22 protein-coding genes are annotated in these 24082 nt (G+C 71.3%); 2 read left to right on the plus strand and 20 right to left on the minus strand.

What is annotated here, in order from left to right; translation table 11 throughout:
- Nucleotides 1-6: 6 nt before the first annotated feature.
- The 7 genes from DSM104299_RS17605 to trpA all read right to left on the minus strand — a co-directional run bounded on the left by DSM104299_RS17605 (nt 7) and on the right by trpA (nt 6427).
- On the minus strand, nt 7-777 hold the full coding sequence (locus tag DSM104299_RS17605; protein ID WP_272472948.1) for an ABC transporter ATP-binding protein: 771 nt from the start codon (nt 775-777) through the stop codon (nt 7-9).
- Nucleotides 777-1589 (minus strand): ABC transporter ATP-binding protein, encoded by an 813-nt coding sequence (locus tag DSM104299_RS17610; RefSeq protein ID WP_272472949.1) that lies wholly within the window; start codon nt 1587-1589, stop codon nt 777-779. Before DSM104299_RS17610 ends, DSM104299_RS17605 begins: the two co-directional genes overlap by 1 nt.
- Entirely contained in the window at nt 1586-2824 is a 1239-nt protein-coding gene (locus tag DSM104299_RS17615) for a branched-chain amino acid ABC transporter permease (protein ID WP_272472950.1), read from the minus strand. Before DSM104299_RS17615 ends, DSM104299_RS17610 begins: the two co-directional genes overlap by 4 nt.
- A complete protein-coding gene (locus DSM104299_RS17620; protein ID WP_272472951.1) occupies nt 2821-3879 on the minus strand; it encodes a branched-chain amino acid ABC transporter permease in 1059 nt (352 codons plus the stop codon). Before DSM104299_RS17620 ends, DSM104299_RS17615 begins: the two co-directional genes overlap by 4 nt.
- Nucleotides 3880-3970: 91 nt before the next feature.
- Entirely contained in the window at nt 3971-5227 is a 1257-nt protein-coding gene (locus DSM104299_RS17625; RefSeq protein ID WP_272472952.1) for a branched-chain amino acid ABC transporter substrate-binding protein, read from the minus strand.
- Nucleotides 5228-5424: 197 nt separating this feature from the next.
- The gene (locus DSM104299_RS17630; protein ID WP_272472953.1) at nt 5425-5589 is read right to left on the minus strand and encodes a hypothetical protein; all 165 of its coding nucleotides are present in this window, start codon (nt 5587-5589) and stop codon (nt 5425-5427) included.
- 52 nt (nt 5590-5641) lie between these two features.
- Nucleotides 5642-6427 carry a tryptophan synthase subunit alpha gene (gene trpA, locus DSM104299_RS17635; protein WP_272472954.1) on the minus strand — a complete coding sequence of 262 codons (786 nt, stop codon included), beginning with the start codon at nt 6425-6427 and terminating at the stop codon, nt 5642-5644.
- A 50-nt stretch (nt 6428-6477) separates the two neighbouring features.
- Here trpA and DSM104299_RS17640 point away from each other — a divergent pair, with 50 nt between their 5' ends.
- Nucleotides 6478-7551: a lysylphosphatidylglycerol synthase transmembrane domain-containing protein gene (locus DSM104299_RS17640; RefSeq protein WP_272472955.1), complete on the plus strand. Its 1074-nt coding sequence runs from the start codon at nt 6478-6480 to the stop codon at nt 7549-7551.
- 5 nt (nt 7552-7556) lie between these two features.
- Here DSM104299_RS17640 and trpB read toward each other — a convergent pair whose 3' ends face one another.
- The 11 genes from trpB to DSM104299_RS17695 form a co-directional block, all read right to left on the minus strand.
- Nucleotides 7557-8741 (minus strand): tryptophan synthase subunit beta, encoded by a 1185-nt coding sequence (gene trpB / locus DSM104299_RS17645; protein ID WP_272472956.1) that lies wholly within the window; start codon nt 8739-8741, stop codon nt 7557-7559.
- 31 nt (nt 8742-8772) lie between these two features.
- Entirely contained in the window at nt 8773-9504 is a 732-nt protein-coding gene (locus tag DSM104299_RS17650) for a phosphoribosylanthranilate isomerase (protein ID WP_272472957.1), read from the minus strand.
- 83 nt (nt 9505-9587) lie between these two features.
- Nucleotides 9588-10817, minus strand: a complete 1230-nt coding sequence (locus tag DSM104299_RS17655) for a S1C family serine protease (protein WP_272472958.1) — start codon at nt 10815-10817, stop codon at nt 9588-9590.
- 114 nt (nt 10818-10931) lie between these two features.
- Nucleotides 10932-11741, minus strand: coding sequence for an indole-3-glycerol phosphate synthase TrpC (gene trpC, locus DSM104299_RS17660; RefSeq protein WP_272472959.1), 810 nt, complete (start codon nt 11739-11741; stop codon nt 10932-10934).
- Nucleotides 11742-11781: 40 nt separating this feature from the next.
- A complete protein-coding gene (gene trpD, locus DSM104299_RS17665; RefSeq protein ID WP_272472960.1) occupies nt 11782-12819 on the minus strand; it encodes an anthranilate phosphoribosyltransferase in 1038 nt (345 codons plus the stop codon).
- Nucleotides 12820-12834: 15 nt separating this feature from the next.
- Entirely contained in the window at nt 12835-13401 is a 567-nt protein-coding gene (locus tag DSM104299_RS17670) for an anthranilate synthase component II (RefSeq protein ID WP_272472961.1), read from the minus strand.
- Nucleotides 13398-14870, minus strand: coding sequence for an anthranilate synthase component I family protein (locus DSM104299_RS17675; RefSeq protein ID WP_272472962.1), 1473 nt, complete (start codon nt 14868-14870; stop codon nt 13398-13400). Before DSM104299_RS17675 ends, DSM104299_RS17670 begins: the two co-directional genes overlap by 4 nt.
- Complete coding sequence (hisIE, locus tag DSM104299_RS17680; protein ID WP_272472963.1) at nt 14854-15456, minus strand: bifunctional phosphoribosyl-AMP cyclohydrolase/phosphoribosyl-ATP diphosphatase HisIE; 603 nt, start codon at nt 15454-15456, stop codon at nt 14854-14856. The genes DSM104299_RS17675 and hisIE overlap by 17 nt, the downstream gene beginning before the upstream one ends.
- A gap of 54 nt (nt 15457-15510) precedes the next feature.
- Nucleotides 15511-18027, minus strand: coding sequence for a sensor domain-containing protein (locus DSM104299_RS17685; protein ID WP_272472964.1), 2517 nt, complete (start codon nt 18025-18027; stop codon nt 15511-15513).
- Nucleotides 17990-19147 (minus strand): NAD(P)/FAD-dependent oxidoreductase, encoded by a 1158-nt coding sequence (locus DSM104299_RS17690; RefSeq protein ID WP_272472965.1) that lies wholly within the window; start codon nt 19145-19147, stop codon nt 17990-17992. The genes DSM104299_RS17685 and DSM104299_RS17690 overlap by 38 nt, the downstream gene beginning before the upstream one ends.
- The gene (locus tag DSM104299_RS17695) at nt 19144-19914 is read right to left on the minus strand and encodes a phytoene/squalene synthase family protein (protein WP_272472966.1); all 771 of its coding nucleotides are present in this window, start codon (nt 19912-19914) and stop codon (nt 19144-19146) included. Before DSM104299_RS17695 ends, DSM104299_RS17690 begins: the two co-directional genes overlap by 4 nt.
- 42 nt (nt 19915-19956) lie before the next feature.
- Here DSM104299_RS17695 and DSM104299_RS17700 point away from each other — a divergent pair, with 42 nt between their 5' ends.
- A complete protein-coding gene (locus tag DSM104299_RS17700) occupies nt 19957-20802 on the plus strand; it encodes an ArsA-related P-loop ATPase (RefSeq protein ID WP_272472967.1) in 846 nt (281 codons plus the stop codon).
- Here DSM104299_RS17700 and DSM104299_RS17705 read toward each other — a convergent pair.
- A complete protein-coding gene (locus DSM104299_RS17705; RefSeq protein ID WP_272472968.1) occupies nt 20799-22994 on the minus strand; it encodes a hypothetical protein in 2196 nt (731 codons plus the stop codon). The two genes, DSM104299_RS17700 and DSM104299_RS17705, sit on opposite strands and share 4 nt — an antisense overlap.
- Nucleotides 22994-24043, minus strand: coding sequence for a glycosyltransferase family 2 protein (locus tag DSM104299_RS17710; protein ID WP_272472969.1), 1050 nt, complete (start codon nt 24041-24043; stop codon nt 22994-22996). Before DSM104299_RS17710 ends, DSM104299_RS17705 begins: the two co-directional genes overlap by 1 nt.
- Between the last annotated feature and the right edge of the window lie 39 nt (nt 24044-24082).

Raw genomic sequence — 24082 nt, forward strand, 5'->3', positions numbered from 1 at the left:
GGAACCTCACGTCCCCAGGTACGCGGCCTTGACGCGCTCGTCCGTGCGCAGTGAGGCCGATTTGTCGGTCAACGCCACCGTGCCGGTCTCGAGCACGTATCCGCGCGCGGAGACGTCGAGGGCATAGTTGGCGTTCTGCTCGACGAGCAGGATGGTGACTCCCTGCTCGTTGATCTCCCGGATGATCTCGTAGATCTTGTCCACGATCACCGGCGCGAGGCCCAGCGAAGGCTCGTCCAGCAGCAGCAGCGTCGGCTGGGCCATGAGCGCGCGGCCCATCGCCAGCATCTGCTGCTCGCCGCCCGACATCGTGCCGGCCTTCTGCTTCGCGCGCTCCTTCAAGCGCGGGAACATCTCGTAGACCCGGTTGATGTCGTCCCGGATCCCCGCGGCGTCGCGCCGCGTGAAGGCGCCCATCTCGAGGTTCTCGAGCACGGTCATGCGCGGGAAGATGCGCCGGCCCTCGGGCGAGTGGGAGATCCCCATGCTGGCGACCTCGTGCCCGGCGACGCCGGTGATGTCGCGGCCCTGGTAGACGATCTTGCCCTTGCGCGGCGGCACGATGCCCGAGATCGAGCGCAGGGTCGTCGTCTTGCCGGCGCCGTTGGAGCCGATCAAGGTCACGATCTCGCCCTCGTAGACGTCGATCGTGATGCCCTTCAGCGCCTCGATCGCACCGTAGAACGTGTGGATGTCCTCGACCTGGAGGACCGGCTTGGCCGAGCCGTGGCCGTCGGCCTGGGGCTTGCCCACAGGGGCTTCCGGAGTCGTGCTCATCACGCCTGGCTCCCGAGGTAGGCCTCGATGACCCGCGGGTTCTGGCGGACCTCCTGCGGCGTGCCCTCGGCGATCTTCTCGCCGTGGTCCAGGACCGTGATGTGGTCCGAGACGTTCATGATCACCTTCATGTCGTGCTCGATCAGCAGGATCGAGACGTCCTGCTCGGTCCGGAGCTTCTCCATCAGCTGGCGCAGCTCCTCGGACTCCTGCGGGTTCATGCCCGCCGTCGGCTCGTCCAGCAGCAGGAGCTTGGGCGCCGAGCCGAGGGCGCGGGCGATCTCCAGCCGGCGCTGATCGCCGTACGGGAGGTTCATCGCGAGCTCGTCCTTGCGCTTGAGGCCCACGAAGTCGAGCAGCTCGCGCGCATGCTCCCTGGCCTCCTTCTCCTCGCGCCGCACGTACGGCGTGCGCAGGATCATCCCGGTCACCCGGGACTTCAGCCGCGGGTGCATGCCGACCTGGACGTTCTCGGTCGCCGTCATGGTCCGGAACAGCTTGATGTTCTGGAACGTGCGCGCGATGCCCGCCTGCGTGACGATGTCCGGCCGCTTGGCCGTGATGTCGTTGCCGTCGAACGTCACGCGCCCGGTCGTCGGCCGGTACAGGCCCGTGAGGCAGTTGAAGAACGTCGTCTTCCCCGCCCCGTTGGGCCCGATCAGCGACACGATGGCCTTGCGCGGCACGACGAAGTTCACGTCGTTGACCGCCACGAGGCCGCCGAACACCTTCGACACGCCGGCGGCGTCGAGCAGGACCTCGCCCTTCGGCGGGTTGGCGATCTGGTCGACCGCGGAGATCTGCTCGCTCACTGGCGCACCTCGTACATCTGAGACATGTCGCCGACCTTGTCGGTGTCGATGGTGTCGCCCTCGATCTCGGCCTCGTGGAGCTCGAGTCGTCGTCGACCCGACGGGATGAGGCCCTCGGGCCGCAGCACCATCATGATCAGCAGGAAGAACCCGAAGATCCCGAACGAGATCGCGGTGACGTCGAACCCGAGCGGCTCCGACAGGTTGTTGAGCTGCGGCAGGCCGTAGCGGTTCATCATCGACAACGCGATGGCGCCCACGATGACGCCCCAGATGTTGCCCATGCCGCCGACGATGACCATCGCGAGGATGAACACCGAGAAGCCGAACTCGAACTGGTCCACGTTGACGGTGTTGTTGTAGGAGCCCAGGAACACGCCGGCGAAGCCGCCGAACGCGGCGCCCATCGCGTAGGCCCACAACTTGGTCCGCACGAGGTTGACGCCCATCGACGCGGCGGCGACCTCGTCCTCGCGGACGGCGATCCACGCGCGGCCCAGCCGCGAGTCGCGCAGGCGGCGGTTCACGAAGATGGTGAACAGCACCATCCCCAAGGCCACCCAGTACGCGGGTTTCAGGTTCGAGTCCGTGTAGAGGATGTCGTGCGACCAGGGCAGGTTGATGGTGTCGATCGGCGTGATGCCCTGCCGGCCGTGCGAGAAGTCGGTCGAGCCGATGCCGAACAGGCCGCTCGTCGAGTTCTCGAAGACGCGCGGCACGATCTCGCCGAAGGCCAGCGTCACGATCGCCAGGTAGTCGCCGCGCAGCCGCAGCGTCGGCGCACCGAGCAGCACACCCCACAACGCCGTGATCGCCATGGCGATGAAGATCACGAAGAAGAAGTTGATGTGGATGCCCGCGATGTCCAGCCGGCCGCCCGAGAGCTTGGGCTGGAACGTCGAGCGGTCCGACACCAGGATGTGGATGCCCTTGCCGCCGTTGACGTCCGGGAACTGCTGGGAGCCGAACCAGCCGATCACGAAGGCGCCGATCGCGTAGAACGCGACGTAGCCCAGGTCGAGCAGGCCGGCGAAGCCGACCACGATGTTCAGGCCCAGGGCCATGATCACGTAGGCCAGCGTCTGGATCGACGCGTCCAGGAAGTCGCCGCCGCCCGTGATGTACGGGAACACGATGGCGATGATCAGGAAGAAGATCCCCCACGCCCAGCGAGGGACCGCGCCGACGAGCGAGTCGCCCGTGTCGCGCAGCGCGGCAATCGGTGAGTTGCTCATCCTTCTCGCGTCTCCTCGCCGAACAGGCCCTGCGGTCGGAAGACCATCACCAGGATCAGGATCCCGAACACCACGGCGGGCGTCCACGCCTCGCCGAGCTGCAGCCCCAGGAAGTTGCCGCCGTCGGAGATCGCCTGGATGACACCGATGATGAGGCCGCCGATGACGGCGCCCTTCAGGTTGCCGATGCCGCCCATGACCGCCGCGGTGAACGCGATCAGGCCGGCCGTGAAGCCCATGTTGAAGCGGACCGTGAGGTTGTACAGCGAGTAGATGAGGCCGGCCGCACCGGCCATCATGCCGCCGAGCAGGAAGGTCAGGCTGATCGTCCGGTCGACGTTGATGCCCATCAGCCGGGCCGCGTCCGGATCCTGCGCGGTGGCGCGCATCGCCTTGCCGTGCTTGGTCGAGCCGACGAACCACAGCAGGCCCATGAGCAGCGGCACGGTGATGATCACCGCGAAGACGTCCGAGTGCAGGACGTCGACCTTGAAGATCGTGAAGTAGACGGCGTGCGAGCCGATCAGGTCCGGGACCTGATCCGGCGTCGGCCGCCAGAGCAGGCCGACGTTCTGAAGGATGAAGCTCATGCCGATCGCCGTGATCAGCGGTGCCAGCTTCGGGGCGTTGCGCAGCGGTCTGTAGGCCGCGCGTTCGATCAGGACGTTCAGCGTGGCGCTCGCGGTCATCGCGCAGGCGAGGAACACGACGATCGACACGATGATGAGCGCGAGGCTCGTCGAGTCGGTCACGCCGAAGGTCTGCCAGAGCGAGAGCGAGACGAACGCGCCGATCATGAAGACCTCGCCGTGGGCGAAGTTGATCAGCTCGACGATGCCGTAGACCAGGGTGTAGCCGAGCGCGATCAGCGCCCAGACCATGCCGTTGGACAGGCCCGTCTTGGTGTTCTCGAGTGTCCCGGTCGGGTCGTAGATGAACTGCGCGACCAGCGCGCCGAAGAGCAGCAGCGGCAACGCGTAGGCGTTGAGGACGTCTCCGACCTTCCGCGCGGGCGGCGGAGCGGAGGCGGTCTCGGTGATGGATGCGGCTTCCATGGTGTGTGGGGTTCCTCCCGAGGCTTTTCCGACGTGCGGCGGGGCGCGCCGGCCGGAGCGCGAGGCTCCGGCCGGCGCACGTCCGCGTGGCCTAGGAGGTGGTCTTGGCCTTGATCACCTTGTCGAAGACGAGCTTGCCGCCCTCGATCTTGTTTCCGCCGTAGTCGGAGAGCGTGGTGTCGCCGTTCTCGTCGATCGAGTAGGTGCCCAGCACGGACTGCCGGTCCTTGATCTTGTAGAAGGCGTCGATGACCGCCTGGCGGTCATTGCCCTTGTCTCCGGCGTTCTGGATCGCCTGCAGCACGACGCTCATCGCCTCGTACCCGTAGATCGCGTACGGCTCGGGATCCGCGCCGTACTTCGCCTTGTACTCCTTGAAGAAGTCCTGCCCGGACTGCGGGTAGAGCTTCGGGTCGAGCGTCGGGTTCGTGATGAACGTCTGCTTCTCGGCCTTGCTGCCGATCTTCGACGAGAACGCCGACTCGGCGACGCCGTCGGGGCCGAACAGCTTGGCGCTCGGGAGCGCGGCGTTGAGGTCCTTCCACAGCTGCACCGCGTTGTTCTGCGTGATGCCGCCGAAGAAGATGCAGTCAGCGCCGGAGCCCTTGATCGTCCCGGCCAGCGCGCGGTAGTTCGCGGCCTTGGGGTCGATGCCCTGGTTGCCGAGGACCGTGATCCCCTGGGCCTTCGCGAGCGGGACCACCTGGTCGGCGATGCCCTTCCCGTAGACCTCCTTGTCGTTCAAGATGAACAACTTGGTGCAGCCATTGTCCTTCTGGTACGTGACCTGCGCCGCCGCCTGGATGTGGTCGGCGGGGACGACGCGCCCGTAGGTGCGCTTGCCGGACGGGTAGTACTTGTCCGGCTCGCCCTTGTCGGCGCCCTGCGAACGGGTCAGGCCGACGGCGGTGTTGGACGGGGACACCTGCAGGATGCCGGCCTCGTTGAGGATCGGCAGCGAGATGGCGGTGGCGCCCGAGTTGAACTCGCCCAGGTAGGCGATGGTGGACTTGTCCTGGGCGGCCTTACGGGCATCGCCCGAGGTCGCGCCCGGATCCCACTTGCCGGCCGCCGCCGTGGCGTCGTCCAGGCTCTTGTAGTTGATGGTGTAGGAGCCGGCCTTGCCGCCGGCCTTCTCGAGGGCGAGCTTCTCGCCGTTGACCACCGAGACCGACTGCGGGCGGGAGTCGCCCTGCAGCGGCAGGCTCGAGTAGATCGTGACGTTGGAGCCGCCCGACGAGCTCGCGCTCGTAGAGCTTCCGGTGCTGCCACCACTGTCGTTGTCGTCGCTACCGCAAGCGGCAACGCCGAACGACAGCGCGGCGAGCAGGCAGCCTGAGGCTGCCACATGACGTACGCGCAACGTGTCCCCTCCTCAAGGGATCGACTACGGAGAGAGCGCGAGTCTAAACAGAGGCACCGACGCTGCGCAATGGTCACCTCGCCACACCACAAGGTGGAAATGTGGGTTGACCACTGTGCGACCCGCACAGAACCGGTCCAACGCGCTCCGACAAGCGCGCCAGGCGATCCGTTAAGCGGGCGTTAGCGCTGCCGCTTCGACGGGATGTACCGGGTCAGCATCTGCACCGTCACCGCGACGATCATCAGCAGCGCGGCCAGCAGGAAGCTGTCCAGGGCCTTGGCTCCGAGCGCCCAGAGGACGATCCAGAGGCAGAGCGACGCGACGATGGAGTAGACGAGTCCCATATCTGGACCGGATCCTACTGCTCCCAGGCCGCCGACGGCGCGTCGCCGGCCCTCAGGCCAGAGCGCTGGAGAACCCCTCGACGAGCGCGCGCACGGCGGCCGCCGGGTCGTCGGCCTCGGCGGCGGCGCGCACCAGGCGGCTGCCGATGATCACGCCGTCGGCGCCGGCCTCCATCGCCTGCGTGGCCTGCTCGGGCGCGCCGATGCCGAAGCCGAGCGCGACGGGCACGTCCGTGCTCGCCTTGGCGCGGGCGATGACCGAGCCGAACGAGTCCGACAGCGCGACGCGCTCACCGGTCGTGCCGGTCACCGACACCGTGTAGACGAAGCCGCGGGCGCGCGCGCCGATGCGCGCGAGGCGGTCGTCGGGCGTCGTCGGCGCGACGAGCGGGACGAGCGCGATCCCGCCCGCGTCGCAGGCCTCCAGCAGCGGCCCGGACTCCTCGTAGGGCAGGTCGGGGACGATCAGGCCGGACGCGCCGGCCTCGACGAGGTCGTCGACGAACTCCGGCACCCCGCGCGAGAGCACGAGGTTGACGTACAACATCATCACGACCGGCACGCGCGGCGACAGCGCGCGGCAGACCGCGAAGACGTCGGCGACGGTCGTGCCCGCGCGCAGCGCCTCGGTGCCCGCCGCGTGGATGACGGGCCCGTCGGCGAGCGGGTCGGAGAACGGGACGCCGAGCTCGATCAGATCGGCGCCGCCGTCGACGTAGGCGTTGCCGATCCGGACCGACTCCTCGACGGTCGGGAAACCGCCCATCAGGTAGGGCATGAGGGCCGCGCGGCCCTTGGCGTTGGCGAAGGCGTCGGCGATGCGCTGGGGTCCGTCCATAGGAGCGTCGAAGCCTACGACCCGGTCGCGTCCTATGCTCGCTGCGGCCCATGACGGACACGCGTGACGACACCGAGACCCGCTCTCGCGTTCGCGAGTCGTTCATCATGCCCGGCCCGAAGGGTCGCAAGGCGCTGGTCTGGTTCGGCTCCACCGCGCTCCTGATCCTCGTCGTCTACCTGCTGATCCCGCACCTGGCGGGCCTCGAGGACACGTGGAACCGGATCAAGGACGGCTCCCCGTACTGGCTGGCGGCGGCGGTCGGCCTGGAGGCGATCTCCTACGTCGGCTACGCGTGGAACATGGCGGCCGTCAGCGCCGTCGACCACGTCGTGCTCGGCGTCAAGCGCGCGACGCTGATCACGCTCGCGGCGACCGCCGCCACCCGCCTGGTCGCGGCCGGCGGCGCGGGCGGCATCGCGGTGACGACGTGGGCGCTGTCGCGCGCCGGCCACGGCAACAAGCAGGCGGCCAAGCAGGTCTCCCAGCACCTCGTCGCGACCTATGGCGTGTTCATGGCCATGGTCATCGTCGTCGGCACCGCGCTGGCGATCGCCGGCCAGGATCCGCTGCTCACCGCCGTCCCGGCCGTGATCGCGGCGCTGTGCGTGGCGATGTTCCTGGTGATCATCCAGGCGCCGGACTGGCTGTCGCGCCGGCTGGACACCGGCCCGCTGTGGCGCCGGCGACTGCTGGCCGCGCCCCAGGTGCTGGCCGACGGCACGTACTTCACGGTCGAGCTGGTCAACCGCCGCGAGCGCGGTCTGTGGGGCACGGTGCTCTGGTGGGTCTTCGACATCGCGACGCTGTGGGCGTGCTTCTGGGCCTTCGGCGGCCACCCGAACGTCCCCGAGCTGGTCATGGCCTACCTGCTGGGAATGCTCGGCAACCTGCTCCCGCTGCCGGGCGGCGTGGGCGGCGTCGAGGGCGGCATGGTCGGCGCCTGCGCGGCCTTCGACATGAACGCGTCGATCGCGCTGGTCGCCGTGCTGGCCTACCGCGCGATCTCGGTCTGGCTGCCGGCGCTGCCCGGCGTCCTGGCGCTGGCGACGCTGCGCCGCGCGGCGGAGGGCGCCGACGTCGTCGACGACGCGCCCGAGGCCGACGCCGACCAAGCGGCGTAGGCCTTCTAGGCGTCGGCCGGGTCGGCGCCGTACTTGTCGATGATCTGGGCGAGGTCCTTGTCGCCGCGGCCCGACAGGCAGATCACGTCGAGCTCGGACTCCGAGGGCTCGTGCAAGGCGTAGTACAACGCGTGGGCGGTCTCGAGCGCCGGGATGATGCCCTCCAGGCGCGTGACCTCCTTGAAGGCCGCGACCGCCTGGTCGTCGGTGACCGCCACGTAGGAGGCGCGGCCCGTGTCGCGCAGCCACGCGTGCTCCGGGCCGACGCCCGGGTAGTCGAGCCCCGCCGAGATCGAGTGCGCCTCGAGGATCTGGCCCTCGCCGTCCTGCATGATCGCGCTGAGCGAGCCGTGCAGCACGCCGGCGCGCGCGTTGGAGGTCAGCGGCGCCCCGTGGCGGCCGTCGAGGCCCTCGCCGCCCGCCTCGACGCCGACGAGCGCGACCGCCTCGTCCGAGATGAACGCGGCGAAGATCCCCATCGCGTTGGAGCCGCCGCCGACGCAGGCCAGCACGCGGTCGGGCAGGCGCCCCTCGCGCTCCAGCAGCTGCGCGCGCGCCTCGTCGCCGATGATGCGCTGCAGCTCGCGGACCATCGCCGGATACGGCGCGGGCCCGGCGACGGTGCCGAGCACGTAGTGCGTGGTGTCGACGTTGGCGACCCAGTCGCGGATCGCCGCGCTCGTCGCCTCCTTCAGCGTGCGCGAGCCCGCGGCCACGGGGACGACCGTCGCGCCGAGCAGCTGCATGCGCTCGACGTTCGGCTTCTGGCGCGCGACGTCGACCTCGCCCATGTAGACGACGCACTCGAGGTCCAGCAGCGCGCATGCGGTGGCGGTCGCGGTGCCGTGCGAGCCCGCGCCGGTCTCGGCGACCACCCGCGGCTTGCCCATGCGCTTGGCCAGCAGCGCCTGCCCCAGCGCGTTGTTGATCTTGTGCGCGCCGGTGTGGTTGAGGTCCTCGCGCTTCAGCCAGATCGCCCGGCCGGCGACCTCGCTGAGCCGCGGCGCCAGGTAGAGCGGCGACGGCCGTCCCACGTAGTCGCGCTGCAGGTGCTCGAGCTCGGTGCGGAAGCTCGCGTCCGACCAGGCGTCGAGCCACGTGCGCTCGAGGTCGCCGAGCGCCGGCATCAGCGTCTCGGGGACGTACTGGCCGCCGTAGGGGCCGAAGCGGATCTCCAGGCCCGTGCTCACAAGCAGTTCCCTTCTCGATCGCGAAGCGACGTCATGCGACAGGCCGCACGGGAGCGCGCCGGCCCGCGGGGGTCGGCGTCGGCGTCGGCGTGGCGGACGGCGGCGGGCCCGAGGGCTCCGGCGCCGGCCCCGTCGCGCGCACGGCCGCGGCGAAGGCCTTCATCTTCTCCGGGTCCTTGACGCCGGGCGACGCCTCGGTCCCGCTGGCGACGTCGACCGCGAACGGGTGCGCCGCGGCGATCGCCTCGCCGACGTTCTCGGGCGTCAGCCCGCCGGACAGGATCAGCGGCAGCCGCGACGTGCGGCGCGAGAGCATCGACCAGTCGAACGTCTCCCCCGTCCCGCCGCGCAATCCGTCGCGGTGGGTGTCGAGCAGGTGGAAGTCGGTGCGGAACGCCTGGACGGCGACGACGTCGGACGCGAGCCGGACCGACTGGGCCTTGATGACCTTGCAGCCGGTGCGGCGCTGGACCTCCTTGGCGTAGGACGGTCCCTCGTCGCCGTGCAGCTGGACGATCGACAGCTGGAGCATGTCGGCCAGCGCGGCGACCTCGTCCAGCGTCTGGTTGACGAACACGCCGACGATCTCGACCTTGCGGCGCAGGGCGTTGGCGATCCGGATGCCCTCGGCGGGGTCGCACGCGCGCTTGGACTGCGGCCACAGGATCAGGCCGATCGCCCACGCGTCGAGCGAGACGGCGAGCTCGGCGTCGGCCAGCGACGTGATGCCACAGAACTTGATGCGGGGTGCGCGGTCGGCCACAGCATGCATCTTAGGTGGCCGCGGGAGCGAGCCCCTGGGCGAGTTCCCGCCGGAACCTCGCCCCCTCGGAGAGCGTTCCGCGCTCAGCCGGTCTGGAGCGCCGGCGGCCGCTTGGTCAGCGTCACCGTCAGGGTCTTGGTCTGCTTCTTGCGGACGATCTCGACCTTGACCTCGTCGCCCGGCTTGTGCGCGGCGACGAGCTGCGCGAGCTGGTCCGACGTCGTGATCGTCTTGCCGTCGAACTTCGTGATGACGTCGCCGCCGAGGACGACCGGGTCGGAGCTGTCCTGGAGCGTGGCCTGCAGGCTGCCGGCCCTCAGGCCGGCCTGGTCGGCGGGGCTGCCGGACTCGACGCTCTGCACGAGCGCGCCGTGGTCGACCGGCAGGTCCAGGGCGTCGAGCTGGCCGTCGACGGTCAGCGACGTCACGCCGAGGTAGGCGCGCTGGACGCTCTCGCCCTTCTTGAGGTTGCTGAGGATCGACTTGGCGGTGTCGATCGGGACGGCGAAGCCGATGCCGACGTTGCCGTTGGAGCCGCTGCCGCCGGTCTCGATCTGCGAGTTGATCCCGATCACGCGCCCGGCCGAGTCGATCAGCGGGCCGCCGGAGTTGCCGGGGTTGATCGCGGCGTCGGTCTGGATGACGTCCTTGATCGCGAAGCCGTTGGGCGCCTGGATCTGGCGCTGCAGGGCGGACACGACGCCGGTGGTCAGCGTGCGGTCCAGGCCGAAGGGGTTGCCGATCGCGATCGTCGGGTCGCCGACGTGCACGTCCTTGGAGGAGCCGAGCGGCAGCGCCTTGAGGTCCAGGCCCTCGGGATCGACCTTCAGCAGCGCGAGGTCGGTCGACGGGTCCTTGCCGACGACCTTGGCCTTCACGGTCTTCTTGTCGGCGAACTGGACGGTGATCGAGTCGGGCGTCGCGCCGTCGATCACATGGTTGTTGGTGAGGATGTCGCCGCTGGCGTCGATGACGAAGCCCGAGCCGGTGGCCTCGCTCTTCTGCGCGCCGCCGAAGCCGAAGGCGAACGGGTTGTTGGTCTGCTCGATGATCTCGGAGCGGACGAACACCACGCCGGGCGCGTAGCGCTGGTAGATGTCGGCGGCGGTCAGGCCCTCGCTGACGTTGGACTTGCCGCCGTCGGCCCCCTGCGACGCGACCGCCGGCTGGCGGATGACGGTCGTCGTGTGGCCGTCGCCGCCGCCGTCGCCGGCGATCACCGTCGTCACCCCGGCGGCGACGCCGCCGCCGAGCAGGGCGGCCACGAGCAGCGGCAGGACGATGGACTGTTTGGGGGCAGGGATCTGGCTCATACGCACTCGAAGGTTCCAGAGGATCGCTGAAGCGACGCTGAAGTCGATCTAAATCTTGCTAAAGCCCCCGTCGTGACTGGACGGACGGCCACTGCCGGCTGGCAGGCCAGCGTCCTAGAGCGCGTCCTCGCCGCTGCCGGCCGCGTGGCCGGTGAGGTCGCGCAGCGCGACCTCCGGCTCGGGAGCGCGCATCAGCGTCTCCCCGATCAGGACGGCATCGATGCCCACGCGCTCGAGCTCCTCGATCTGCGCGCGGGTGTGGAAGCCGGACTCCGAGACCACCGTCTTGCCCGCGGGCACGTCGGACAGCAGCTCGTAGGTGCGCTCGACGTCGACCGTGAAGTCGACGAGGTTGCGGTTGTTGATGCCGATGACGTCGGCGTCGACGACCTCGAGCGCGGTCTCCAGCTCGTCCTCGTCGTGGACCTCGACGAGGATGTCGAGGTCGAGGGCCTGGGCCTCGGCGTAGAGCGCGACGAGCGCCTTGGGCTCCAACGCCGCGACGATCAGCAGGATCGCATCGGCGCCGGCGACCGCGGCCTCGTAGATCTGGTAGCCGTCGACGATGAAGTCCTTGCGCAGGATCGGCAGCTCGGTCGCGCCGCGCGCCTCCTCCAGGTCGGCGAGCGAGCCGCCGAAGTGCGGGCCCTCGGTCAGGATCGACAGGGCGGCGGCGCCGCCGCGCTCGTAGGCCTGCGCGATCTCGGTGACGGTCGCGCCCGCGCGGATCTCGCCGGCCGACGGCGATCGGCGCTTGTGCTCGGCGATGACCGACACGCCGGGACGGACGAGGGCCTCCGCGAACGGGCGCGCCTCGCGGTGGGGGCCGAGCCGCGACTCGAGGTCGCTCTGCGGGACCTCCTTGCGGCGGCGGCGAACCTCGTCACGCGTGACGTCGACGATGCGCTCCAGGACGTTGCTCACTTGTGGTTGCTCTCTCGAGCGCGACGAAGTCGGGCCTTGCTCATGCTGGTGCCGGTGAACGTTCCCGTGTGAGGCGGACGTAGTCTTCGAGGGTGCTCGCCGCAGCGCCCGACGCGATGGTCTCACGCGCCAGCTCAACGCCCGCGGCCAGGTCCTCGACCCGACCCGCAGCGTAGATGGCGGCGCCCGCGTTGAGGAGCACGAGGTCCGTGTCTGGGCCCTGCGCGCCCGCGAACACCGCGCGCGTCACTTCGGCGTTGGCCGCCGGGCCGCCGCCGGTGATCGCGGCGGCAGGCGCCTCGGCGAGCCCGACGTCGGCGGGGCTGACGTCGTAGCGGTGCAGCTCGTCGCCGTTGACCTCCACCACGTGCGTGGGGGCGGACGTGCTCATCTCGTCCAGGCCATCCGCGGAGGAGACTACCAACGCCCGGTCGCAGCCCAGCCGCGCCAGTGCCCCGGCGAGCGCCTCGATGGAATCGGGGTCCGAGACGCCGACGACCTGGCGCCGCGCGCCGGCCGGGTTGGTCAGCGGCCCCAGGAAGTTGAAGATCGTCCGGACCGCCAGCTCCTTGCGCACCGGGATCACGAAGCGCGTGGCCGCGTGGTGGCGGGGCGCGAACATGAAGCCGAAGCCGACCTCGTCGATGCAGGCGCCGACGTCCTCCGGCGTCAGGTCGATCCGGACGCCCAGCGCCTCCAGCACGTCGGCCGAGCCCGACGCGCGCGTGGCCGAGCGGTTGCCGTGCTTGGCGACCGCGCAGCCGGCGCCGGCCGCGACGAGCGCCGCGGTCGTCGAGACGTTGAACGTGTGCCGCCCGCCGCCGGTGCCCGCGGTGTCGAGCAGGTCGTGGCGCCGCGTCGGGACCGGCGTCGCGAGCGCGCGCATCGTCGCGGCGAGGCCGGCGATCTCCTCGACCGTCTCCCCCTTCGTGCGCAGCGCGATCAGGAAGGCGGCGATCTGCGACTCGCTGCCGTTGCCGGCCATGATCTCGGCGAGGACCGCGGCCGCCTGGTCCTGGCTGAGGTCGCGGCGCTCGGCCAGCAGGTCGATCGCCGCCGTGAGGACGTCGTTGGGCATGGAAAGGCGGACAGCCTACGCGTCGGAGAGGAAGTTGCGCAGCATGTCCTTCCCGCGGTCGGTCAGCACCGACTCGGGATGGAACTGCACGCCCTCGACCGGCAGCTCGCGATGGCGGATGCCCATCAGCACGCCGCCGCCGCGGGCGGTGACAGTGAACGCGTCGGGCAGGTCCTCCTCGCGGACCACGAGCGAGTGGTAGCGCCCGACGGTCAGCGCGCCGCGCAGGCCGCGGTAGACGCCCTCGCCGTCGTGCTCGATCGCGGTGGTCTTGCCGTGGATCGGCTCGTGGCGGATCACGGTGCCGCCGAACGCCTCGGCCAGCGACTGGTGCCCGAGGCAGACGCCAAGCGTCGGGATGCCGGCCTCGGGGAAGCGCCGCATCGCCTCGATCGAGATGCCCGCGTCGCTGGGCGTGCACGGGCCGGGCGAGACCACGACGCGGTCCGGCGCGCGCTCCAGCAGCTCGTCGATGGTCGCGACGTCGTTGCGGACGACCTCGATCGTCGCGCCCAGCTCGCCGAGGTACTGAACCAGGTTGTAGGTGAACGAGTCGTAGTTGTCCACCATCAGCAGCTTCATGCCCAGTCCCTCTGCCGCGCGGCCAGCGCGATCGCGCCCTTGACGGCCTTGGCCTTGTTGACCGACTCCTCGAACTCGTACTCCGGCTTGGCGTCGGCCACGGTCCCGCCGCCGGCCTGGATGTGCGCGGTGCCGTCCTTGATCACGACCGTGCGGATGTGGATGCACGTGTCGAGGTCGCCGCTGTAGCTCAGGTAGCCGATCGCGCCGCCGTAGCCGCCGCGCTTGACCGGCTCGAGCTCGTCGATGATCTCCATCGCGCGGACCTTCGGCGCGCCCGAGAGCGTGCCGGCCGGCAGGATCGAGCGCAGCGCGTCCATCGGGCCGATGTCCTCGCGCAGCGTGCCGGAGACCGAGGAGACGATGTGCATGACGTGCGAGTACTGCTCGATCGCCATGAACGTGTCGACCGCGACGGAGCCGTACTCGCACACGCGACCCAGGTCGTTGCGACCCAGGTCGACCAGCATGACGTGCTCCGAGCGCTCCTTCTCGTCGCCGAGCAGCTCGGCCGGGTCGGCGTCGCGCGGGCGCGTGCCGGCGATCGGCCGCGTCGAGGCACGCCGGCCGTTGACCGTCAGCAGCGGCTCGGGCGAGGCGCCGGCGATCTGGAAGTCCAGGAAGTCCAGGAAGTACATGTACGGCGACGGGTTGACGACCCGGAGCCCGCGGTAGACGGAGAACGGGTCGACGCCCGCCAGCTCCGCGCTCCAGCGCTGCGACGGGACGACCTGGAACGCGTCGCCCGCATGCACGTACTCGACGATGCGCGCGACCATGCCCTCGAACTGCTCGCGGGGCATGTTGGAGGTGAACTCCGGAACCGGGCGCTCGCCGGGCTCGACGTCCGGCTTGGGCACCGGTCCGTCGAGCACCGCGCGCGCCTTGGCGATCGTCTGGACCGCCTCGACGTAGGAGGCGTCGACGTCGTCGGCGGCGACGTTGGCGAGGATCGTGACCGTGTGCTTGAGGTGGTCGAAGACCACCAGCAGGTCGGACAGCATCAGCGCCATGTCGGGCAGGCCGAGCACGTCGGGGTTGGGCTCGCCGAGCGTCGTCTCGACGGTCCGGACCAGGTCGTAGCCGAAGAAGCCGACGGCGCCGCCGGTGAACGGGGGCGCGTCCCGGTAGGTGGCCTGGCGCAGCGCGGCGCCCTCCTCGGCCAGCGTGTAGGGGTCGCCGTCGTCGCCGAGCGACCAGCGCACGACGTCGCGCGGCTGGACGCCGATGAACGAGTAGCGCCCGACGCGCTGGCCCTGCTCGGCGGACTCCAGCAGGAAGGCCGGCGTCTGCTTCTCCGCCCCGCGCAGCTTCAGGAACGCCGAGACCGGCGTCTCGCAGTCGTCGATGAACGTGTGGCGCAGCGGGACGAGGTCGTGGGCGGGATCGGCGGCGAGCGCCCGGATATCCTCCAGCGACGGCTCGAGCGTCAACCCCTCCGTGTTGGCGCCTTCAGCGAGCGCGCTCACGCAGGACCTCCGTGGCGTCGGCCAGCGCGCGGTCGCGCGACCGCAGCAGGACGAGCAGGTGGTACAGGACGTCGGCCGCCTCGCTGTCGACGCGGTCGTCGGTCTCCTCGCGCGCGGCGCGGGCGACCTCCTCGGCCTCCTCCTCGACCTTCTCGCCGATGTGGGCGGGATCGTCGAGCAGGGCCACCGTGTAGGAGCCTTCGGGGCGCTGCGCCTGGCGGGCGACGAGCGTGCGCTCCAGCGCCGGCAGCACCTCGAAGGGCGCCGGGTCCATGTCGCCGCGGTAGAAGCAGGTGCGCTCACCGGTGTGGCACGCCGGGCCGGCGGGCTCGACCAGCGCGACGAGCGCGTCGCCGTCGCAGTCGTAGCGCAGGCCCTTGACCGCCTGGGTGTTCCCGGATGTCGCGCCCTTGCGCCACAGCTCCTGGCGGGAGCGCGACCAGAGGTGGAGCTCGCCGGTCTCACGCGTGCGTGCGACCGCTTCGGCGTTGGCGTACGCCAAGGTCAGGACTTCGCCGGAGCGCCAGTCCTGGATGACGACGGGGACGAGGCCCTGGGCGTCGTAGTTGATCGCGTTCGGCTCCATGGACGTCGAATTCTACGAAGCGCCCGCCGCCGAGCGCCGTCCACACCGTCTGACTCACGAAGGGCTGCTCGACGGAGCCCGCGCCAGCAGCGGCTCGATCTCCGCGGCCGGTGCCGGACGGCCCAGCAGGTAGCCCTGCGCGAGCGGGCAGCCGCGCGCCACGAGGAACGCGCGCTGCTGCTCGTTCTCGACGCCCTCGGCGACCGCCTCCATCCCCAACGCCCTTGCCAGCTCGATGATCGCGGTCACGATCGCGGTCGCCTGGACGTCGTCCGGGACGGCTTGCAGGAACGTCTTGTCGATCTTGAGGACTTGAACCGGCATGGTCCGCAGGCGCGACAGCGACGAGTAGCCGGCGCCGAAGTCGTCGACCGCGATCTCGACGCCGGCGGCCACCAGCTCTGTCAGAACGGGGTCGGTGCGCAGCGGGTCGGCCATCGCCGCCGACTCCGTGATCTCCACGGTGAAGCGGCTGGCGACGTCGTCGGGCTGCACGAGGCCGAGCAGGCGCTGGCCGAAGTCCGGGCGGCGCAGCTGGCGCGGCGAGACGTTGACGGTCACGCGCGGCGGCCGGTAGCCCGCGCGCTCCCACGCGAGGATCTGGTCGCGCGCGGCGCCGACGACCCAGTCGCCGACGCGGTCGACGAAGCCCGTCTCCTCGGCGAACGAGATGAAGTCGTCGGGCATCACCAGGCCGCGGAACGGGTCCTGCCAGCGGACCAAGGCCTCCAACTTGCGCAGCGCGCCGTCGCGCGGGTCGACGATCGGCTGCCAGTGCAGGATCAGCTCGCCGCGGTCCAGCGCCTTGCGCAGGCGGCTGGTCATCGACAGCCGCTCCAACGGCTCGTGCGGGTCGCCGTCGTACACCGTGACGCCGTTGCGCCCCGCGGACTTCGCGCCGTACATCGCCGCGTCGGCGTGACGCAGCAGCTCGTCGGCGTCGGCGGCGTCGCGCGGGAAGAGGCTGACGCCGATCGACGCGCCGATGTGGAACTCAGCGCCGGAGATCGAGAACGGCTCAGCCAGGGCGCCGAGCAGGTCGTCGGCCACGCGGCGCGCGTGGGCCTCGGCCTCCTGGCGGTCGAGGTCGGCGAGCAGCAGCAGGAACTCGTCGCCGCCCTGGCGGGCGAGCAGGTCCATGCCGCGGCGGCGCTCGCTGAGGCGCATCGTCACGTGGCAGAGCAGCTCGTCGCCGGCGGGATGGCCGAGCGAGTCGTTGACGAGCTTGAAGCCGTCGAGGTCGAGGTAGAGCAGGCCGACCGCCTGGCCCTGGCGCCGCGCGCGGGCCAGCGCGAGGTCGAGGTGCTCCTGCAGCAGCGCGCGGTTGGGCAGGCCGGTGAGCGAGTCGTGGTAGGCGAGGTAGGCGATCTGCTCCTCGGCGGCGCGACGCTCGGTGAGGTCGACGCCGCTGGACATCATCGCGGTGACGCGGCCGTCGGCGTCGCGGACGACCGTGTCGCGCCAGGCGATCGTGCGCTCCTCCCCCGCCCTGGTCACCACGACCGACTCGTGCACGGCGTCGTCCTCGTCGCCGGCGATCTCGGCGGCGTAGGCGGTCCGGCCGGCCTCGCGCAGCCGCGCCGGGACGACCGCGTCGTACCAGTCGCGGCCGATCAGCGCACCCTCGTCGTAGCCGAGCAGCTCGGCGCCGGCGCGGTTGAGCAGCGTGATCTTCGCGCTCGGGTCGAGGATCACGATGATCGCGCCGGCGATGTCGAGGTAGCGCTGCGCGCGGTGGCGCTCGTCGGCCAGCTCGGACTCGGTCTCGCGCGTCGGCGTGACGTCGACCAGGACGCCCTGGCTGAAGCGCGGCGCGCCGTCGGCGTCGCGGATCACCGTCTCCTTGTCGCGCACCCAGATCTCGTGGCCGTCGCGGTGGCGCATCCGGAACTCGTGGTCGACCCGCGTGCCGGCGGTGTAGGACAGCCGCTCCTCCTCGCGCACGCGGTCGAGGTCGTCCGGGTGGATCGCGCTGTACCAGAGGTCCTGGTCGTCGAGGAACGCCTCGGGCGGCCAGCCCAGCAGCGCCTCGATCTGCGGGCTGATGTAGGTCAGCGTGGAGTGCTCGTCCCACTCGGCGACGTAGGCGACGGCCGGGACGTGCTCGACCAGGTTGCGGTAGCGGGCCTCGGCGAGGGCGAGCGCGTCGAGGGCGTCGAGGCGCTCGGTGACGTCGTCGACGACCGCGATCCAGTCGGTGGTCGTCCCGCCGGCGTCGCGGACCGGCGTGATCCGCAGCTCGGCCCGGAAGGCGGAGCCGTCGCGGCGCCGGAGGGTGAACGTGGCCGCGTGGGCGCGCTCGTCGCGCAGCGCGGCCGCGAGCGCGGCGCGGGCCTCGTCGTCGCTGACGCTCTCCACGACGAGCGCGGTGACGTCGTCGCCGACCAGCTCGCCGGCGGTGCGGCCGAAGAGGCGCTCGAACGCGCCGTTGACGTAGGTGACGACCAGCCGGTCCGCGGTGGTCGCGTCGCAGACGAGGACACCGCTGGTCGCGACGTCGAGCGCGCGGACCAGCGCGGGTGCGCGGTCGGCGTCACCGGGGAAGGGTGGCGTGCTCGATCGGTCTGCCATGGGGTGCGCGCGGGCCGGGCGGACGGGCGGCCAGCGATGGGTGCGCCTGCTGGAGATACCAGCCGAACGCCCGGTCGACCACGAACTGGACGCTCATCGTGCGCAGCAAGACTGACAGGATCGGCGGTGGCAATGCCGGGATGAGCCTCTGCAATCGGGCGGCTCGCGTGAAGGCGGCGCGATGGCGCTCGTGGAAGGCGGTGTAGCGGTCTGCGGCCTGCTCGCGCGTCTGGTCGCCGTCGATGACCGTCCGGAGCTCGCGCCCGCAGGCGATGCCGAAGTAGAAGGCGGTCCGGATGCCCTCGCCCGAGAGCGGGAAGCAGTGGCCGGCGCTGTCGCCCACGCAGAAGGCGGTCCCGGTCGTGGCCTGCTGCAGGGCGTGCGGGAACCAGTTGCCCTGGTAGCGGACGGTCTCGACGTCGAGCTCCTGCGCGAGGCGTCGCGTGGGCTGCTTGACGTGGTCGCGCGGGTCGTAGGACAGCGTCCCGACACGGCGCTCGCCGGCCGCCGGAACCGACCAGCCGTAGCCGCGGCGGATGAGGTCGCGGTCGAGGTAGACGTCGAGGTCGGTGCCCTGCGGGTCGTGCGGGTGCACCTCCAGGCCGCGGCTGAGGGCCGCGTCGGGCGGCTGGACGTGCGGCGTGGTGAGGACGCGGCGCCAGCCCGCGGCGTCGACGAGCAGCGGCGCGGTGAGGTCGCCGCGGTCGGTGTGGACCGTGTCGCCGGTGCGGCCGTGGACGGTGGCGGTCTCGAAGCGGGCGTCGCCGCACTGCTCCCACAGCAGTTGGCAGAGCGTCCTGTAGTCGAACGCCGTCCAGCTCCAGGGCAGCGCGTAGCGGACGCGGCCGCCGCGCGGCGTCGTGAACGACATGCCGGGCAGGACCTGGCGGGCGGCGGCCTCGACGCCCATCGCCGCCATCCACGGGGTCGGGACCGCGCACGCGGAAGTGGCGCGCTCGCCGATCTCGTAGCGGTCGAGGACCAGGACGTCAGCGCCGGCGCCGGCGAGCTCGCGCGCGACGGAGAGGCCGGCGAACGACGCGCCGCAGACGATGACGTCGGCGCGCCGGCCGTCCAGCGACGTGCGCGCCGCCCCGCGCGCGGTCGCGCGTCTGGTCATGCCGCCACCAGGCCGCGGCGCTCGATGCGCGCCAGGTGGACACGCCGGTAGATCGTCGTCGCGATCGCGATCCCGGGGCGCGCGCGGGGCGCGCAGGCGCCGAGCACGGCGCGGGCCGAGTCCCGGAACAGCTGGGCGGCGCGGCGGACCTCGTCGAGCGGCACGGGCGTCGGGCGCCCGGCGGCCAGCGCGTCCTCGTCGAGGTCGGGCAGGTAGACGCGGTCCATGTTGTAGTCCTCGCGGACGTCGCGCAGAAAGTTCGTGAGCTGGAAGGCGACGCCGAGGCGGGCGACGTCCTCCGCCCGCTCGCGCGGCACGCCGATCAGCGGCGCCATGACGCGGCCGACGGCGGCGGCGCTGCCGTTCATGTAGGCGTCGAGCTCGGCGCGCGAGCCGATCCGGACGCGGCCGACGCAGTCGACCCGCATCGAGTCCATGTACACGTTGAGCTCGGTCAGCGGGAGGTCGTGGCGGCGGCCGGCGTCCACGAGCGCGGAGATCAGCGGGTGGTCGCTGCCGCCGTTGGCGATGCCGTCGACCAGGGTGCGCTGCCACGCGTCGAGCGCGGCGCGGCGGCCCTGGGGCGTCGGCGCGCGGTCCGGCCCGTCGACCAGCTCGTCGGCGCCGCGCAGGAACCCGTACAGCGCATGGACCGCCGGACGCACGTCGCGGCCCAGCACCTGGGTGGCCAGGTGGAAGGTCGGGTCGTGCCGGCGCTGAAGCGCGGCGCAGCGGAGGTAGGCGTCCTGGGTGTCCGTGAGCGGCATGTTCTCCTTTGTGGTGGGCTACGTACACCCCTGGACGTGCAGATGAACCCAAACGCATCCGACAAGCGCCTCGTGGTCGTCACGGGCAAGGGTGGCACGGGCCGCACCACGGTCGCGGCCGCGCTCGCGCTGGGCGCGGCGCGCCGCGGGCGCCGGACGGTCCTGGCCGAGGTCGGGGGCGCGTCGCGGCTCGGGCTGGTCGACGGCACGTTCGACACCGTGACGATCGACCCGGAGGCCGCGCTCGAAGAGTGGCTGGGCCATCAGCTGCCGCGGCGGCTGGCGCGCCTGCTGGCGCGGTCGGGGGCGTTCGGCGCGTTCGTCGGCGCCGCGCCGGGGGCCCGGGAGCTCGTGACGATCTACCAGGCGTGGGCGCTGGGCGAGGACTACGACACGGTGGTGTTGGACGCACCCGCGTCCGGGCACGGCGTCGCGCTGCTGCGCACGCCGCGGACGTTCGCCGACATCGCCCGCGTCGGCCCGATCGCCCGGCAGGCGCGCACGGTCGCCGACGCGCTGGCCGATCCGGCCGTGTGCCGCCTCGTCGCGGTCGCGCTCCCGGGCGAGCTGGCCGTGGCCGAGACGCTCGAGCTCGAGGCCCAGGTCGAGGCCACGCTGGGCCGCTCGCTCGACGCGATCGTCGTCAACGGCGTCTGGCCCCGCCGGTTGGGCGCACGCGAAGCCGAAGCCGTCGACGGAGCCGTCAACGGCCACGCCCGCCGCGCCGCCCTCGCCGCAACCGGCCGCGTCCGCACCCAGCAGACCCAGCTCTCACGCCTGCGCCGCGAGGCCTCGACGCCGATCCAGACGCTGCCGTTCGTGTTCACCGAACGCCTGGACGACACGGACGTCGCAGGGTTCGCGACGCGGCTGGAGCGGGGGCGCTAGGGCTCGACCGTGCGGAGGACGAGGAAGTGCCCGCCCTTCTTGACCACGTCGATCCTGTAGCGCGCGCTGAGGGCGTTCAGTGCCTCCGCCTGCAGTGGGGACAGACCGTTCGCGTAGTCCTGGCCGATCAAGATGTCGGTGCCGGCCGGCACGGCGTCGACGGCACGCGCGATGCGGCTGGCGGAGGACGCGATCAGGTCATCCTCGGACGGGTGACCGATCGGGAGCGCGTTGCGGCGACCGGAACGCATCAGCAACTCGGTCGTCAGGTCGGGTCGGGCGAGGATCAGCGCCGGCTGGTGCGGGCGCCAGTAGCGAGCGAGCAGCTGGCCGCCTTCGAGCGCGTCGGCGTCCATCACCGGATTGCCCCACCACAGCCTCAGCGAGCTCGACAGGCTCGACGCCCCGCCACCGTGCGGGATGACCTGAGCCAGGGCGGTGTGCCCCCAGCCGGCCCGGACCTCGCGCCACGCGTTGCCGATGGTCAGCGCCGCCGCAACGACGAGGATCGCGACGACCGCGAGCGCCGGCCGCGCCACGGCGCGCCGCCCCTTGGTCCCGAGCAGCACGCTGACCCAGAGCGCGAGGTACGCGACGACCGGCGGCAAGAGGTGCACGAGGTTGTTGTCCACCGAGCGACCCAAGTAATACGTGTAGCTCGCGATCGCGAACCCGGTGAACCCTGCGAGCGCGACCCGCGTGACCGTCGGGATGGTCACGCGCCGCTCGAGCACGACCCACAAGAGCGCCGCCGCTGACAGGATCGTGAGTGCCCCCATGAGCGGCCCCTGGCCGAAGAACGTGACCGGCAGCTGCCCGAAGCCCCTGGTGTAGAGCTTGATGTAGTCGATGTACGGGCCCCAGTCCGGGTTCCCGGCGAACACCGCCACCGCGAGCGTGAACAGCGCCACGCCGGCGACCGCGGCTCCGACGTACGAAGCAGCCCCGATGACGACGCGTCGTAGCCGGTGCCCGTCGTCGTCGGCCAGCGCCTCGACGACCGTGATCGCCAGGGCGGTGACGATCGTGTAGGTGAAGCTCTCGAAGCTCCAGACCGCCGCGACGGCGACCGCCAGGAGAGTCAACGCGCGGACGGGTCGCGCCCAGCCCGGCCGTCGCGCGCCCAGCACGGCCAGGCCGATCACCAGATAGGGCGCGCCGAAGCGCAGCGGGCCGGTGCTCGGGAACTCGAAGTACGTGCCGTAGGCGGTGTTGAAGACCTGGCGCGAGATCGCGACGAGCGTCGCAGTGGCGGCGAGCAGCGGCCGGCGCGTGGCAGCGCGCAGGATCCCGTAGAAGAGCACGTACTGCGCGCCGGTCAGGAAGGCTTGGAGGAGGATGAAGCCGCCGTAGCCGAGCGGCACGACCCAGAACATGCTCCGCAGCCCGTAGAGCATCCCGAGGCCGTACTGCGACCACGTGTCGACCAGCGCCGGCCGTCCATGGACCACCGCGTTGACGGGTCCGAGGAAGAAGTTCGCGCTGTAGGCGGACTGAACCGAGACCGCCTGCTCGACCGTCGTCGTCCGGAAGACGAGCAGGAACACGGCGACGCCGAAGACGACCTCGATCGCCGTGCGTGCGCCGCGCCACGGGATGGCGATCCGGACGGTACGCAGCGCCGCGAACATGACGACCGCGAGCGGCACCGCGATCCACAGGACGCGCTCGGTCCCGATGGCCGGCGGGAGGAACGGGAGGACCAGGACGGCGAGCGCCATGACCGTCACGGCGTGCCAGCCGCGATGTCGGAGCAGGGTCATCGGCACCCACCGTGCCGCGAGGAACGGCCCCACCACCGCGACCACGCCGGACAGGGCGAGCACCGCGTTGAAGGCGTGGCCGCCGTCGCCGGCCCAGCGCACGACGATGCCGAGCATGAGCGCCGAGGTGCTCAGCGCCACGCCCATCGCCGTCGCCGCGCCGGCGCGCTGCTGACGGCGTGCGAGCAGGAACCCGCCGGGCAGCCCGACGACGACGGCGATCACCCACAGGCGGGTCTCCCAGTCCTCCCCGGGCCCGACGACCGCGATGATCGCGGCGCCGACCGCGATGAAGACGGCGGCGGTCGCGGTGAGGTACGCCAGGATCTCGGAGGCGTCGACGCGTGGCGCGGCGGGCGGCACGGCCTGCGACGCCCGCGTCTGCTGGCGCTGCGCCCTCGTGCGCCGGCGCTGAGCCGTGGTCGCCATCAGCTCAGCTGCACCGGGTAGGTCGGCGCCGGGCGGGCCGACTCCGGCGCCTCGTCCTCGAGGCCGCGGCGGGTGCGAGCGGCGGGGATCTCGGTGCCGATCGGTGCGTTGAGGATGGACTCCACCACGAAGGGCGGGCGGCGTTTGACCTCTTCGTAGACGTGTGCGAGGTAGGAGCCGATGATGCTCAGGCACAGCAGCTGGATGCCGCCGAGGAAGAGGACGACCATCATCACCGTCGTGATGCCGCGCGGCACGAGGCCGGGATCGATCACGCGCACCACGAGCTGGGCGAAGATCGAGAAGAAGGCCAGGGCGACGATCGAGAGCGCGAGGCCGGTGATGAGGTCCAATGGCGCGTAGGAGAACGAGACGATCGCCCGCCGCGCCCAGCCGAGGTTCTTGCGGAAGTTGTTGGTGGTCGTGCCGAACATCCGCTCCGGCCGCACGTACGGCACGCCGATCTGCTTGAAGCCGACCCAGGCGCGCAGGCCGCGCATCAGGCGATGGGTCTCCGGCAGCGCGTTCATCGCGTCGACGACGCGGCGGTCGACGAGGCCGAAGTCGCCGGCGTCGACGGGCACGTCGACGTAGGCCATGCGCTTGAAGACGCGGTAGAACGACTTGTAGAACATCTGCATGTGCTTCGGCGCCTCGCGCTGGACGCGGACGCCGTAGACCACGTCGTAGCCCTCGCGCCACCTGGCGACGAACTCGGGGATCACCTCGGGCGGGTCCTGGAGGTCGCCGTCGAGCAGCACGACCGCGTCGCCGGTCGCGATCCGCATCCCGGAGGTGAACGCGCTCTGGGAGCCGAACGCCCGGGCGTGGTTGATCACCACCACCTTGGGGTCGCGCGCGGCCAGCTCCGCGAGCACGTCGCGCGCGTTGTCGGGCGAGCCGTCGTTGACGAAGATGATCTCGTAGTCGGTGCCGACCGACGCGAACGCCGCGACGAGGCGCTCGTGCATGATCGGAACGGCCTCGGCGTCCCGGTAGCAGGCGATCACCGCCGTGATCTTGGTCTGGACGGGGACGTTCGCGGCCATGGGACCGCGAAGGTACGCGCCGCCGGATCGCCTGCGGGA

Source organism: Baekduia alba (assembly GCF_028416635.1).
Classification (GTDB): Bacteria; Actinomycetota; Thermoleophilia; order Solirubrobacterales; family Solirubrobacteraceae; genus Baekduia; species Baekduia alba.

Excerpts from the sequence above, each read along its gene's own strand:
- DSM104299_RS17605 (WP_272472948.1), bottom strand. The coding sequence starts at position 777 with ATGAGCACGACTCCGGAAGCCCCTGTGGGCAAGCCCCAGGCCGACGGC.
- DSM104299_RS17615 (WP_272472950.1), bottom strand. The coding sequence starts at position 2,824 with ATGAGCAACTCACCGATTGCCGCGCTGCGCGACACGGGCGACTCGCTC.
- DSM104299_RS17620 (WP_272472951.1), bottom strand. The coding sequence starts at position 3,879 with ATGGAAGCCGCATCCATCACCGAGACCGCCTCCGCTCCGCCGCCCGCG.
- DSM104299_RS17630 (WP_272472953.1), bottom strand. The coding sequence starts at position 5,589 with ATGGGACTCGTCTACTCCATCGTCGCGTCGCTCTGCCTCTGGATCGTC.
- trpA (WP_272472954.1), bottom strand. The coding sequence starts at position 6,427 with ATGGACGGACCCCAGCGCATCGCCGACGCCTTCGCCAACGCCAAGGGC.
- DSM104299_RS17640 (WP_272472955.1), top strand. The coding sequence starts at position 6,478 with ATGACGGACACGCGTGACGACACCGAGACCCGCTCTCGCGTTCGCGAG.
- DSM104299_RS17655 (WP_272472958.1), bottom strand. The coding sequence starts at position 10,817 with ATGAGCCAGATCCCTGCCCCCAAACAGTCCATCGTCCTGCCGCTGCTC.
- trpD (WP_272472960.1), bottom strand. The coding sequence starts at position 12,819 with ATGCCCAACGACGTCCTCACGGCGGCGATCGACCTGCTGGCCGAGCGC.
- DSM104299_RS17670 (WP_272472961.1), bottom strand. The coding sequence starts at position 13,401 with ATGAAGCTGCTGATGGTGGACAACTACGACTCGTTCACCTACAACCTG.
- hisIE (WP_272472963.1), bottom strand. The coding sequence starts at position 15,456 with ATGGAGCCGAACGCGATCAACTACGACGCCCAGGGCCTCGTCCCCGTC.
- DSM104299_RS17685 (WP_272472964.1), bottom strand. The coding sequence starts at position 18,027 with ATGGCAGACCGATCGAGCACGCCACCCTTCCCCGGTGACGCCGACCGC.
- DSM104299_RS17690 (WP_272472965.1), bottom strand. The coding sequence starts at position 19,147 with ATGACCAGACGCGCGACCGCGCGCGGGGCGGCGCGCACGTCGCTGGAC.
- DSM104299_RS17695 (WP_272472966.1), bottom strand. The coding sequence starts at position 19,914 with ATGCCGCTCACGGACACCCAGGACGCCTACCTCCGCTGCGCCGCGCTT.
- DSM104299_RS17700 (WP_272472967.1), top strand. The coding sequence starts at position 19,957 with ATGAACCCAAACGCATCCGACAAGCGCCTCGTGGTCGTCACGGGCAAG.
- DSM104299_RS17705 (WP_272472968.1), bottom strand. The coding sequence starts at position 22,994 with ATGGCGACCACGGCTCAGCGCCGGCGCACGAGGGCGCAGCGCCAGCAG.
- DSM104299_RS17710 (WP_272472969.1), bottom strand. The coding sequence starts at position 24,043 with ATGGCCGCGAACGTCCCCGTCCAGACCAAGATCACGGCGGTGATCGCC.